Annotated in this window: 12 protein-coding genes; 7 read left to right on the top strand and 5 right to left on the bottom strand. The window is 68.6% G+C overall.

Annotated features, from left to right (window positions below):
• Positions 1 to 43: 43 nt before the first annotated feature.
• Both mmsA and mmsB read left to right on the top strand, forming a co-directional pair.
• Positions 44 to 1,579: a multiple monosaccharide ABC transporter ATP-binding protein gene (gene mmsA, locus B0I29_RS33190; protein WP_111653072.1), complete on the top strand. Its 1,536-nt coding sequence runs from the start codon at positions 44 to 46 to the stop codon at positions 1,577 to 1,579.
• The gene (gene mmsB / locus B0I29_RS33185; RefSeq protein ID WP_111653071.1) at positions 1,576 to 2,826 is read left to right on the top strand and encodes a multiple monosaccharide ABC transporter permease; all 1,251 of its coding nucleotides are present in this window, start codon (positions 1,576 to 1,578) and stop codon (positions 2,824 to 2,826) included. The genes mmsA and mmsB overlap by 4 nt, the downstream gene beginning before the upstream one ends.
• Before the next feature lie 478 nt (positions 2,827 to 3,304).
• Here the strand turns inward: mmsB and B0I29_RS33180 are convergent, their stop codons facing one another.
• Together B0I29_RS33180 and B0I29_RS33175 are read right to left on the bottom strand one after the other, a co-directional pair.
• Positions 3,305 to 4,444, bottom strand: coding sequence for a DUF1501 domain-containing protein (locus B0I29_RS33180; protein WP_245972932.1), 1,140 nt, complete (start codon positions 4,442 to 4,444; stop codon positions 3,305 to 3,307).
• A gap of 89 nt (positions 4,445 to 4,533) precedes the next feature.
• Positions 4,534 to 6,030, bottom strand: coding sequence for a DUF1800 domain-containing protein (locus tag B0I29_RS33175; protein WP_111653070.1), 1,497 nt, complete (start codon positions 6,028 to 6,030; stop codon positions 4,534 to 4,536).
• Between the two features lie 115 nt (positions 6,031 to 6,145).
• On the opposite strand from B0I29_RS33175, the gene B0I29_RS33170 reads away from it, so the two are divergent.
• A complete protein-coding gene (locus B0I29_RS33170) occupies positions 6,146 to 7,195 on the top strand; it encodes an ROK family protein (RefSeq protein ID WP_111653069.1) in 1,050 nt (349 codons plus the stop codon).
• A 15-nt stretch (positions 7,196 to 7,210) separates the two neighbouring features.
• Here the strand turns inward: B0I29_RS33170 and B0I29_RS33165 are convergent, their stop codons facing one another.
• Complete coding sequence (locus tag B0I29_RS33165; RefSeq protein WP_111653068.1) at positions 7,211 to 7,555, bottom strand: STAS domain-containing protein; 345 nt, start codon at positions 7,553 to 7,555, stop codon at positions 7,211 to 7,213.
• A gap of 91 nt (positions 7,556 to 7,646) precedes the next feature.
• Positions 7,647 to 9,140 carry a glucose-6-phosphate dehydrogenase gene (gene zwf, locus B0I29_RS33160; protein ID WP_111653131.1) on the bottom strand — a complete coding sequence of 498 codons (1,494 nt, stop codon included), beginning with the start codon at positions 9,138 to 9,140 and terminating at the stop codon, positions 7,647 to 7,649.
• Between the two features lie 152 nt (positions 9,141 to 9,292).
• On the opposite strand from zwf, the gene B0I29_RS33155 reads away from it, so the two are divergent.
• Positions 9,293 to 10,231, top strand: a complete 939-nt coding sequence (locus B0I29_RS33155; protein ID WP_111653067.1) for a DHH family phosphoesterase — start codon at positions 9,293 to 9,295, stop codon at positions 10,229 to 10,231.
• Positions 10,232 to 10,403: 172 nt separating this feature from the next.
• Here B0I29_RS33155 and B0I29_RS33150 read toward each other — a convergent pair whose 3' ends face one another.
• Positions 10,404 to 11,225, bottom strand: coding sequence for a DUF1775 domain-containing protein (locus B0I29_RS33150; RefSeq protein WP_111653066.1), 822 nt, complete (start codon positions 11,223 to 11,225; stop codon positions 10,404 to 10,406).
• Between the two features lie 86 nt (positions 11,226 to 11,311).
• Here B0I29_RS33150 and B0I29_RS33145 point away from each other — a divergent pair, with 86 nt between their 5' ends.
• From B0I29_RS33145 to B0I29_RS47580, 3 genes are all read left to right on the top strand, one after another.
• Entirely contained in the window at positions 11,312 to 11,521 is a 210-nt protein-coding gene (locus tag B0I29_RS33145) for an RNA-binding S4 domain-containing protein (RefSeq protein WP_111653065.1), read from the top strand.
• A gap of 75 nt (positions 11,522 to 11,596) precedes the next feature.
• A complete protein-coding gene (locus B0I29_RS33140) occupies positions 11,597 to 12,472 on the top strand; it encodes a hypothetical protein (RefSeq protein WP_111653064.1) in 876 nt (291 codons plus the stop codon).
• The gene (locus tag B0I29_RS47580; RefSeq protein WP_260329555.1) at positions 12,469 to 12,597 is read left to right on the top strand and encodes a hypothetical protein; all 129 of its coding nucleotides are present in this window, start codon (positions 12,469 to 12,471) and stop codon (positions 12,595 to 12,597) included. The genes B0I29_RS33140 and B0I29_RS47580 overlap by 4 nt, the downstream gene beginning before the upstream one ends.
• The last annotated feature ends 1 nt before the right edge of the window (position 12,598 follow it).

The following is a 12,598-nucleotide window of genomic DNA, read 5'->3' as shown; positions in this document are numbered from 1 at the left end:
CGGTCTCCATGGCTGACCAGCAAGACGGCCCATAGGAGGGTCCATGACCGACACGATCCTGCGGATGAGTGGCATCACCAAGACGTTCCCGGGCGTCAAGGCGTTGCAGGATGTGAACCTGGAAGTCCGCAGAGGTGAGATCCACTCGATCTGCGGCGAGAACGGGGCCGGTAAGTCGACCCTGATGAAGGTGCTCTCCGGCGTCTACCCGCACGGTACTTATGAGGGTGACATCGAGTTCGACGGTGAGGCCTGCGAGTTCTCCGGTATCCGGGACAGTGAGCACCGCGGCATCGTCATCATCCACCAGGAGCTGGCGCTCGCGTCGAACCTGTCGATCGCCGAGAACATCTTCCTCGGTAACGAGCAGGCCAAGCGCGGTTTCATCGACTGGAACCGGACCAACCACGCGGCGGACGAGTTGCTGCGCCGGGTCGGTCTGGGGGAGAGCGCGGTGACACCGGTCATCGACCTGGGTGTCGGTAAGCAGCAGCTGGTGGAGATCGCGAAGGCGCTCTCCAAGAAGGTGAAGCTGCTGATCCTCGACGAGCCCACCGCGGCTCTCAACGACGAGGACTCCGAGCACCTGCTCGGCCTGCTGCGCGGGCTGCGTGACGAGGGCATCACCTGCGTGATCATCTCGCACAAGCTCAACGAGGTCATGAGCATCTCGGACCGGGTCACGATTCTGCGAGACGGTAAGACGATCTGGACGCAGGAGACCGCGGAGCTGACCGAGGACAAGGTCATTTCCGGCATGGTGGGCCGCGATCTGGAGCACCGGTACCCGGAGCACACGCCGAACATCGGCGAGGAGGCTCTGCGGATCGAGGACTGGACTGTTTACAGTCCCATCCAGGCGGATCGGGCTCTGGTTCGTGGTGTCAACATGACGCTGCGTCGTGGTGAGATCGTCGGCCTGGCCGGGCTGATGGGCGCCGGCCGTACCGAGCTGGCGATGAGTGTGTTCGGCCGCTCGTACGGCGTTAACATCTCCGGCAAGCTGATCAAGGACGGCAAGGAGATCCGGGCGCGCAACGTCGCCGAGGCGATCGACAACGGCCTGGCGTACGCGACCGAGGACCGCAAGCGGTACGGCTTGAACCTGATCGAGGACATCAAGCGCAACATCTCCGCGGCGGGCCTGTCGAAGCTGGCCAAGGGCGGCTGGGTCGACGGCAACGAAGAGCACAAGGTCGCCGACGAGTTCCGGGCCAGCATGAACATCAAGGCCCCGACCGTCGAGTCGATCGTGGGCAAGCTGTCCGGTGGTAACCAGCAGAAGGTCGTCCTGTCGAAGTGGATCTTCACTGACCCGGACGTGCTGATCCTCGACGAGCCGACCCGTGGCATCGACGTCGGTGCGAAGTACGAGATCTACACGATCATCAACCGGCTTGCCGACGAGGGCAAAGCCGTTCTGGTCATCAGTTCCGAGCTGCCCGAGCTGCTCGGTATCTGTGACCGCATCTACACCCTCTCCGCTGGGCGGATCACCGGTGAGGTGGCCCGTGCCGACGCGACGCAGGAGGGTCTGATGACCCTCATGACGAAGGAAGAACAGGAGGTAGCGCCGTGACGGTCGCACCTACCAACGCCGACCTGACCGTTGGCAAGGGGCCGGCCGGAGCCACTGGTGGCAAGGCGCCCTTGAAGTTCAATTTCAACCTGAAGCAGTCCGGGATCTACATCGCGTTCGCGTTGATCGTGGCGCTGTTCACTGTTCTGACCGGCGGCGACATGCTCGCGCCGCAGAACATCAGCAACATCATCGTGCAGAACTCGTACATCCTGGTTCTGGCGATCGGCATGATCCTGATCATCATCGCCGGGCACATCGACCTCTCGGTCGGCTCGGTCGTGGCCGCGTGTGGCGCGTTCAGCGCGGTCATGATGGTCAACTGGGACCTGCCCTGGCCGATCGCGGTCATCGGCACCCTGGTGTTCGGCGCGATCATCGGCGCCTGGCAGGGCTACTGGGTCGCCTACTTCGGCATCCCGGCGTTCATCGTCACCCTGGCCGGCATGCTGCTGTTCCGGGCGATCACCCTGATGATCCTGGGTAACAAGGGCATCGGCCCGTTCCCCGAAGAGGTCCGCACCCTCGCGAACGGCTTCACCGACGGTTTCCTCGGCAACATCGCGCTCGGTCCGCTGGGCGGCGCTGACCTGTTCTCCATCATCGTCGGCGTGGCCGTCGTGGTGGCGATGGCGTTCGTGCAGTGGCGTACCCGCACGGCCCGGATCAAGTACAGCCAGGTCGTCGACCCGCTGTGGCTGTTCATCACGAAGGTCGCCGTCCCGGCGATCCTGATCCTGTTCGTGATCGTGCAGCTGGCCCGGTTCCGTAACCTGCCCTGGGTCCTCGTGCTCCTCGCGGTCCTGGTCGTCGGCTACACCGTGGTCACCAACCGGGCCGTCTTCGGCCGCCAGATCTACGCCGTCGGCGGCAACCTGCAGGCCGCGACGCTCTCCGGCGTCAAGGTCAAGTCGGTCGTGTTCTGGCTGTTCGTGAACATGGGCGTGCTCTCCGCGCTCGCCGGCATCATCTTCGCCGGCCGCCTCAACCAGGCGAACCCGACCGCCGGTAACAGCTTCGAGCTGGACGCCATCGCGGCCGCGTTCATCGGCGGCGCGGCCGTCCAGGGCGGTGTCGGCAAGGTCGTCGGCGCCATCACCGGCGGTCTGATCATGGGTGTCATCAACAACGGCATGGGTCTTCTCGGCGCACAGTCCGAGCAGGTCATGCTGGTCAAGGGCGCGGTACTGCTCGCCGCCGTCGCCTTCGACGTCTGGTCCAAGCGACGCACCGCCAGCACTCGCTGACCAGCTAACAGACGTGCCGTCCTGACAGGGCCTTGGCGGGACGGCGCAACAGGGCCGGCGCTTCGCAAGAAGCGCCGGCCCTATTTTTACGGTTCTATGGCCCTTTTTGTACGGGTTGTGGCCATCGCCGGCTGGGTGTTATGGAGAGCGACGACGCCGAGGGGTACCGCGCCGATCTGGGGGTCCTGTGAGCGGCCGCCCGGCCGCGAAGTCCGACCCGATCGGGGCGAGACAGCGTTGATGAGGTCACACACAACCACTCGGTGCGACCGCATCCACGCCAGGACCGGGATGGGAGCTCACACAGGCGTTACGTGTGAGCTCATCACCGCTGCCCGGGGCCTTACGTGCGCCCTCGGCTCGGCCGGCAGGCCACGGGAGCCTGGCGAGGGCTTGCGTGTTACCTCGGCGTCCCGTCATCCCGCAGCCACCGGGCACGACCAGCTTGTGCGAGGAGCGGCATCGAATGCCGGCCCGGTCAGCGGGCCGCGGCGAGGCCGAATGACGACGGTTTGACGCCGGGGAAGACCGTGGACAGGTCGCCGAAGCCGCAGCGCTTCTGGAGGATCTCGCCGATCACCGAGCGGTAGTCCGTCGTCGCCGCCAGATCGCCGTCCACCAGGGCCGCCGTCGCCAGGGTCGGCCAGCGGGTGTACACCTTGCCGCCCCGGATGCCGCCGCCCAGCAGGAGCATCGCGTTGCCGTGGCCGTGGTCCACGCCGTGGGAGCCGTTCTCCGCGACGCGGCGGCCGAACTCGCTGATCGTCAGGATCGTCACCCGGTTCATCAGCGTGGCGCCGAGATCGGCGACGAAGGCGGCGAGTGCCGCGGCCAGGTCGGCCAGGTTGTCGTACATGCGCCGGCCCTTGACCGCGGGGCCGAGCGCCTCGTGCATGTCCCAGTCGCCGCAGTCCACCGTTGCGGTGACCAGCCCGGCATTCGACTTGATCAGCCGGGCGACGTCGCGCAGCGCGCCACCCAGATCGGTCTTCGGATAGCCGGTGCCGGCCGCCACCGCACGGGGCCTGCCCATCGCGGCGAGGGCCCGGTCGGCGGCCCGGGCCGGGGCGGCCAGGTGCGCGGGGGCGTCGGCGTACATGGCCCGCAGCGCCGCGGCGATCGGGCGTTTGCCGTCGCCGGCCAGGGTCAGCTCGTCGACGGATCGCATCGAGACGTCGCCGCCGGGACCGGAGAACAGCCGGGCCGGCATGGCGTCACCCACCGAGACGCCGGCCAGGGGAGCGGTCGCTCCGGTGCCGCCGAGCATCCGATCCAGCCAGCCGCTGCGGACCGAGGTGCCGGGCGCGGCGTTCTCCATGGCGTCCATCGCGGCGAAGTGCGAGCGGGTCGGGTTGGGCTGGCCGACCGCGTGCACGGCCGCCAGCTTGCCGGTCTTCCAGTACGGCAGCAGCGGGGCCAGTGCCGGGTGCAGGCCGAACGTGCCGTCGCCGGCGATGACCTGATTCTTTCCGACCGCGATCGTCGGGCGGGCGCGGTAGTAGTCCTGATCGCCGATCGGCGCGATCGCCGACAGGCCGTCGAAGCCGCCGTGCAGCGAGATCACAACAAGGGTATCGCCGGAGTATTTCTCGGCGGCAAAGGCGAAATCAACCGACAAACCCGCTGCCCCAGCAACCCCGGCCGTCACTCCGCCCAGCACCGATCGGCGGCTGACCAAACTAGTGTGCTCGGCGCAGGACGGCATGATCACCTCAGCTGGAACGACGGCGAGTCCAGGACGAGCGCGATCAGGTACGGCGCGGCACCGGCGAGCGACTTGTCCTTGCTGGTCAGAACAGAGTTCGGCAGCTTCGCGGCGACACTGAGCACGGCCGCGGTGTGCGGGGCGGGCAGACGAGCGCCGATCAGGGCGACGGCGAGCGCGTCGATCAGCGCGCCCCAGGTGGCCGGCAGCACCGGGACCAGCGACTTCAGCAGATCGGCGGGGCGGGTCAGCTGGGTCGGGTACCACCCGGTGGCGAGGTTCAGGTGCAGGTTGCACCGCTGGACGAATCCGGCCGGCGACGACCAGGCCGCGGCGACGTCGGGGTACCCGTTCGGCGGCGCCCACCGGAACGGCGCGTTCCCGGCGTTCACCATCAGGTTGTAGAGCGCGTCCAGCGCCTCGGAGGACGGGCCGAGACCGAGCACCCGGATCGACGCGATCATGTCCTCGAACGGGGTACGCGTCTTGCGCCCGACCGAGGCGGCGAACTCCGCTGAGGTGAAGAGGGCGCGCAGCACCGGGACGATCGCGGTGTCGTTCGCCAGGTAGACGTCGGCGAGCCGGTCGACCAGCGCGGCCGGCGGCACGTCGGCGACGAACCGGACGCACAGCTTGGCGGCGATCCGCTCCGCCGTGGCGCGATGCCGGGCCAGGTGGTCGAGGAGCGCGAGCACCGCCGCCTCACCGTCGGCCTTCGTGTTGGCGTGGCTGAAACCGAGGATCGACACGGCCCCGGTGGCGTGCTTCGAGGCGTCGTACGCGTACCCGCCCGCCGCGCCCACCGTCATGCCGGTGAGCAGTCGGGACGCCGCCTTCACGTCCGCCTCGGAGTACTCCAGGCCGACGGTGTGCAGCTCCATCAGCTCCCGCGCGTAGTTCTCGTTCGGGTGGGCCTTCGTCGACGACCGCTGGTCGAGGTAGGTCAGCATCGCCGGGTGGCGGGCGCTGGCCTTGAGCATGTCGGCGTACCGGCCGAAGGCGTGCTTGCGGATGACCTGGGTGTCGTAGTCGCCGCGGGTGTCCCAGACGCCGCTGGACGGTGCCGCCACGTGCAGGTGGTTCGACCAGAACATCACCGTGGACTCGAACAGCTGCCGGTTGCTCCAGGCGGCACGGGCGACCGCGGCACGGCCCAGCTGACCGAACGCCTCGTACGAGTGGCCGGGGAGCTTCGCGCGTACCGAAGAAGGAGTGGCGCCGGCGAGCGGAAGGCGCTGCAGAAGCCTGTCGGACGCGGAGTCCGCGATCTTCGCGGGGTTGAACTGACGGTCCAGCCAGCCGTTCACGCCCAGCTTGCGCGCCGCGGCGAGGTCAGCGGGCGTGGCGCCGAAGGTGGCGCGTCGCAGCAGGTGAGCGATGGGGTCGTTGTCCAGCAGCGGGCCGGAGGCCGGAGCAGCTTCCGCGACCGCCGGGGCCACCACGCCCGTGGAGACGACAACGGCGGTGGCAGCGGCGAGGACGGTGCGGCGGCTGGTCATGACAGACGTTTCGGCCCGGACTTGAGGTTTCCGCGCCCGCGAACCGAGGACTAACCGATCCGCAATCCGCGCGCACCCGTGACCCCGGCAGGCCTGTCGTCGTAGGCTCAAAAGCGTGGATCAGGCTGAATCGGTACGTACCCCGTCCTCCTGGGTCGTCGTCGGGCTCGACAACGGCGGCACCTGCAACAACGCTACGGTGCTCGATGCGACCGGGCAGTTTCTCGTCAGTAGTCTCGTGGAGAACCCGAGCCGGGTCACCGACGGCCCGGAGCTGGCCGTCGATTCCCTGGCGGCCGCGTTCACCGCGATTCTGGAGCTGACGCAGACGCCGCTGTCGCTGGTGCGGGCGGTCGGCCTGGACACACCCGGCCCGGCAAGCGCCCACGGGGTGATCTCCTCGAAGGGCGCGACCAACTTCAATCAGGTCTCCTGGCACGGATTCGACATCCGGGGAGCGCTGGAAGCGCGGCTCGGCATGCCCGTCGTCTACAACAACGACGCCAACGCCGCCGCGCTCTACGCGCATCACCGGCATTTCGGCACCTCGGCGCTGGAGAAGAGCTCGGTCTCCGCGATCGTCGGCACCGGCCTGGGCGGCGGCGTCGTGGAGAGCGGCAAGGTCATTCGCGGCGCGGCCGGCATGGCGGGCGAACTCGGTCACGTCCAGATCCCGCTGCACGGCGTCCTGGAGGACGGCCAGCCCGTGCCGGTCTGCAACTGCGGCTTCGAGGGTGACGTCGAGAGCATCGCGTCGCTGACCGGCATCAAGAAGAACCTGCTGCCCTACTGGCTGACCCGCTTCCCGGACCACCCGCTCGCCGCCGAGCCGGTCGAGAAAGCCGCCAAGATGCTGCGCGGGTACGGCGAGAAGGACGACCCGCTCGCACTGGCCGTTTTCGGTCAGCAGGCCCGCGCGATCGGCAAGCTGTTCACCATCGCCGCGAACTTCACCGACCCGGACGCCTACTTCCTCGGCGGCGGGGTCGTCGAGGCCGCGCCGCACTTCCGCCAGTGGTTCCTCAACACCGTGCGGGAGAGCACCCAGCTGCGTGACGAGCAGGCCCGGGCGGCCACGTTCGCCCTGGTCCCGGACCTGGACATGGCCGGGGCGCGAGGCGCGGCGGTCGCCGCACTCGACGCCGTCGCCGCGGGCGCACGCTGACCTTTCGGTACGCCGTCAGGCGGCCGTCTCGTCCTTCAGGGCGGCCGTCACGTCCGGGAACATCGGCAGGTAATCACTGAGGCCGAGGGTGTCGAACAGCCGCCGCAGAAATCCGGACGGCGCGGCGAGCCGGACCCAGCCGCCGCGCTCGGAGGCGCGGCCGTGTGCGGTGACCAGCACGCCGACGCCCATCGAGTCACAGAAGTCGAGGCCGGCGACGTCGACGACGACGCGCGGTGAGGCGCGCTCGACGAGCCGGCTGAGATTGGCCTTGAGCGCGGGCGCCGTGTCGATGTCGAGAGATCCGCGCAGCACGAGCACTGCGGTGTTCGGTGGGTGGTGTGCTACCGAAACCTGCATATAAGTGACTTTCTGGAACGGAACCGGACGGGCTCGCGGGGATCGAGGGTGATGACCACCCTATGCGAGCCCGACCGGTGTCGCTCGTTTGTCAGGCGGCGTTGCGCCACTTACGCCCGTTGCGTCCGATCAGCCGGTCGGCGTCGGTCGGACCCCACGAAGCGGCCTCGTACGTCGGGATCGGCGAGTTGTCCTTCGCCCAGTGCTCGATGATCGGGTCGACGATTCCCCAGCTGTGCTGAACCTCGTCACTGCGGATGAACAGCGACGCGTCACCGATCAGAGCGTCGAGCAGCAGCCGCTCGTACGCCTCCGGCGACTCCTCCTGGAACGTCTGCTCGTAGGAGAAGTCCATGCTCGCGGTCCGCACCCGGAACGAGTGACCCGGCACCTTGGCGCCGAACCGCAGCGAGATGCCCTCGTTCGGCTGGATCCGCAGGATCAGCGCGTCGGCGTCCAGCTCGGTGAGCTGGTCGGCCGGGATCGGCAGGTGCGGCGGCCGCTGGAACTGCAGCGCCACCTCGGTGACCCGGGCCGGCAGACGCTTACCGGTACGCACGTAGAACGGCACACCGGCCCAGCGCCAGTTGTCCACGTTCAGCCGCATCGCCGCGAACGTCTCGGTCCGCGACAGCGGGTCGACGCCGACCTCCTCGCGGTAACCGGCCATCAGCTCCTGGCGGGTGCCGCCCCGGGTGTACTGACCCCGGACCGCCGCGTCGGCGATGTCGCGGTCGGTGGGCAGCCGGATCGCCTGGAGCAGTTTCACCTTCTCGTTGCGGAGGTTCTCACCGCCGAACGAGACCGGCGGCTCCATCAGCGCGAGGGCGAGGACCTGGAGCACGTGGTTCTGCACGATGTCACGCATCGCGCCGGCGCCCTCGTAGAAGCCGCCGCGGGTGCCGACACCGAGCGTCTCGGCGACCGTGATCTGCACGTGGTCGACCCAGGAACGGTCCCAGATCGGCTGGAAGATCGAGTTGGCGAACCGCAGCGCCAGCACGTTCTGGACGGTGTCCTTGCCCAGGTAGTGGTCGATGCGGAAGACCTGGCTCTCGTCGAACGCGCTGTGCACGACCCCGTCGAGCTCGCGAGCCGTGGCGAGGTCCCGCCCGTACGGCTTCTCGATCACCAGGCGCGAGAAGGTGTTCTCCCGCTCCAGGTTGAGACCGGCGCCGGCCAGACCGTTGATCACCGGCTCGAACGCGCCGGCCGGGGTGGAGAGATAGAACAAACGGTTCCCGGACGTGCCACGCTGCGCGTCCAATTCGTCCAGCGTCTCGGAAAGACGCTTGAAGGTCTCCGGGTCGTCGTAGCCACCCGCGACATAGCGGATGCCACCTTGCAGCTGGCGCTTCTCGGCCAGGCTGCGGCCGGCCAGCGCGCTTTCCGCGAACTGGTCGTCGCTCATCGGCGTCCGGGCGACGCCGACCAGGGCGAACTGATCGGGAAGCCGGTTGTGCCGGGCAAGGCTCTCGACGGCCGGGAGCAGCTTACGGCGGGTCAGGTCACCAGAGGCGCCGAAGATCACCAACGTGGCTGGTGGGGCGCTGCGCTCCTGGATGAGCTGAGGTGCGTGGTCCATGGTCTGCGTGTCCTCCGACCGGGTCGTTACCGTCCGTTTGAACCTTACGGCGCTGCCGGGGCCGAGGTTCACATCCATGTCGCGATGCGACCAGGGCCATAGCGAAAAAAGTGGCAAACTGGGCTCAAAGGTCTGGCATCCGAGGGGGACCCGTGAAGTACCGGCTCGTGACCCGTAGCGACTTCGACGGTCTGGTCTGCGCTGTTTTGCTGCGGTTGCTGGACCTCATCGACGACATCAAGTTCGTGCACCCGAAAGATGTGCAGGACGGCGTCGAGGAGATCAGTGACCGGGACATCCTCACCAACCTTCCGTACGCCCCCGGGGCGCACATGGTCTTCGACCACCACCACTCGGAGACGCTGCGTAACGAGGGCAACCTGCCGAACCACATCATCGACGCGGACGCGCCGTCGGCGGCCCGGGTGATCTACGAGCACTTCGGGGGCAAACAGCGCTTCCCGCTGGTCTCCGACGACCTGATGCGCGCCGTCGACCAGGCCGACTCGGCGGATTACTCGCTGACCGACATCCTCAGCCCGACCGGCTGGACGCTGCTCAACTTCCTGATGGACAGCCGGACCGGGCTGGGCCGGTTCCGCAACTTCCGGATCTCGAACTACCAGCTGATGATGCAGCTCATCGACGCCTGCATCGAGCACCAGGACGTCCACGAGATTCTTTCCCTGCCGGACGTCGCGGAGCGCGCCCAGCTCTTCCACGACTGCTCGGCGCGGTTCGTGGAGCAGCTGCACCGGGTCTGCCGGCTCGACGGCGACGTGGTCGTGGTCGACCTGCGTGACGAGGAGCTGATCGAGGCCGGCAACCGGTTCATGGTGTACGCGCTGTTCCCGGAGGCCCGGGTCTCGGTGCACATCATCTGGGGCCGGCAGAAGCTGAACACGGTCTTCGCCTGCGGGAAGTCGATCCTCGACCGCAGCTCGCCGGTGGACATCGGCGAGGTGATGCTGGGTTACGGCGGCGGCGGGCACATCGCGGCCGGCACCTGCCAGGTCCCGCACGACGTGTCGGACCGGGTGGAACGCGAGATCATCGACGCGCTGCGGACCGAGCGGGTCGTCAGCGTCTGAGAATGAAGGGCGGGCGGGGTTGCCCCCACCCGCCCTGCGCGCGGATCACGGGCCTTGCCCGGGGCCCCACCCGCCGGTCGTGGTTCACGCCCCACGCGCTTACCCACGACACCCTCACGCCCACCCGCGTGAGGTTTCCCGCTCGCAGGACCCGGCCTGCGTCGGAGTCTGTCTAGCCCTTGAAGGCCCACTTGCTGGTGCCGGCGCCGACGGGCTCCTTGCCGGCCTCGGCATCGAGCTCGTTCTCATCGGGCTCGGAGGGTGCGTCCGGCTCCTCCTCGGCGCGGTGCCGGTTGCGGAACATGACCCAGCCGCAGCCGAGCAGCGCCAGAGCGGCGACCACCCAGCCGGCGATCGACATCACCGAGGGGCCGTTCTGCTCCTCGAGAATCTCGTTGAACGCCGCCTGCTCCTGCGGGGTGAGCGCCTGATCGGTTCCGGTCGTGGGGGCAGCACCGTGGTGTGTCGTGGCGGCGGTGCCGTCGGACGGGGTGAGCGTCAGCGAGGCCGGAGGCATCGCCGGGGCGGCCGAGCCGTCGGCGAGTTTCGCGTCCACGGCGAAACGCACCGAGCTCAGCGTCGGCAGCGGGCCGACGGCCACGGTCAGATCGGCCGAGCCACCCGGAGCGATCGACGTGCCGCCGACGGCGATCCAGGTGATCGCGCTCGGCGCCTCGTCGACCGGCGTCCCGTTGTGGATCGAGGTGAGCGGCTGACTCAGCTTCTGCCACACGATCTTGGGCGCCCAGTCGTCCACCGACAGCGGATAGACCTCCGCGATCGGCGTGTCCGCCGGGATCCGCAGCGTCACCTCGGTGATCGGCGCGGCGCCCTCGTTGGTGACCTTGAAGGTCAGGTTCTGTCCGCTTCCCTGCGGCACACTCGCCGGACTCACCGTCACGTCGGCCGCGGCCGGGCCGGCGGTCGAGAGTACGGCGGCAGCGGTCACCGCGGTCAACGCGCCCGCACGGCGGGCGATCCCCAGATGCCTCACGACATGTAGTTCGGATCACCGGCCAGGATGGTTCAACGACGGCCCGGAAGTTTTCGAGATCGTTTCTCGTCAAGGATGATGGACGTATGCGAGACGTTTCCATCGGTAGCGACATGATCCGGCTGGGCCAGTTCCTCAAACTGGCCGATCTCATCGAGACCGGGGGAGAGGCGAAGATCGTGATCGCCTCCGGCGACGTGACGGTGAACGGCGAGGTCGACATCCGCCGCGGCCGCCAGCTCCACCCCGGCGACGTGGTCGAGGTCCTGGGACGTGAGGCGAGGGTCGCCGTCTAAAAAAGTCCAGGCTCGTTCAGGGGAAAATCCGAAACGGGACGGAACCGGCGTGACGGTCGTCTCGTCGTACCCAGCATGACCCGAACTCGCGGCCTCCTGACCGCTGCCGCCATCCCCATGCTGATGCTGGGCGCCTGCGCCCAGCCCGGTGCCGCCGGTGACGCCGGCGCACCGGGCAAGTCCGATCCGGTGACCGAGAGCGTCACCGCGCCCTCCGCCAACGACCTGGTGCTGCGCGTGCAGTACCGGGGCGGCTTCGTGCCCCCGCAGTTCCTGGTGGGCCGGCTCCCGATGGTGAGCGTCTACGCCGACGGCCGGGTGATCACCGAGGGCCCGACCACGCTGATCTATCCCGGCCCGGCGCTGCCCAACCTCCAGGTCGCCCGGATCACGCCGGAGGAGGTGAAGCAGCTGGCCGCCGAGGCGGGCGAGGCGGGCGTCGAGACCGGCACCGACTTCGGTTCGCCCAACGTCGCCGACGCCCCGAGCACCCACGTCTCGGTGGTGACCGGGTACGGCACCCAGAGCGTCGACGTGGTGGCGCTCAACGAGACCCAGCCCGACGACAGCTCGCTGACCCCGGCGAACCAGGCCGCGCGGAAGACGCTGAAGACCTTCGTCGACAAGCTCACCAGCCTCGGCGCCGAGTCGCAGCCCTACACTCCGGAGGAGGTCGCGGTGATCGCACAGCCGTGGACCGACCCCGGTGACGGCCTCGGCGGCAAGCCGGTGGCCTGGCCCGGCGCGCAGCTCCCGGGCGAGTTCCTGAACAAGACCGTGGCGATCCACTGCCTGGCGGTCAGCGGCGCGGAGAAGGACACCGTCCTGGAGGCCGCCGGCAAGGCCAACCAGCAGACCGCCTGGACGTCCGGCGGTAAGCAGTGGTCGGTGATGTTCCGGCCGCTGCTGCCCGACGAGTCAGGCTGCGAGTCCCTGCGGAGCGCTGAGTGAGCCCTTTCGACGACCCGTTCGAGTTCGAGGCGTTCGACTCGGGCAGCCCGGAGCCGGCGCCGGCCCGGCGGCGCTGCCGCAGCCGCTCGGTCACGCTCCGCGGCCGTCGCAGGCCGCGCCGGTAAG

This window comes from Actinoplanes lutulentus, assembly GCF_003259845.1.
GTDB classification, from domain to species: domain Bacteria; phylum Actinomycetota; class Actinomycetes; order Mycobacteriales; family Micromonosporaceae; genus Actinoplanes; species Actinoplanes lutulentus.
The sequence above is the reverse complement of the archived record's forward strand: the minus strand, read 5'-3'. Positions and strand labels throughout refer to the sequence as shown.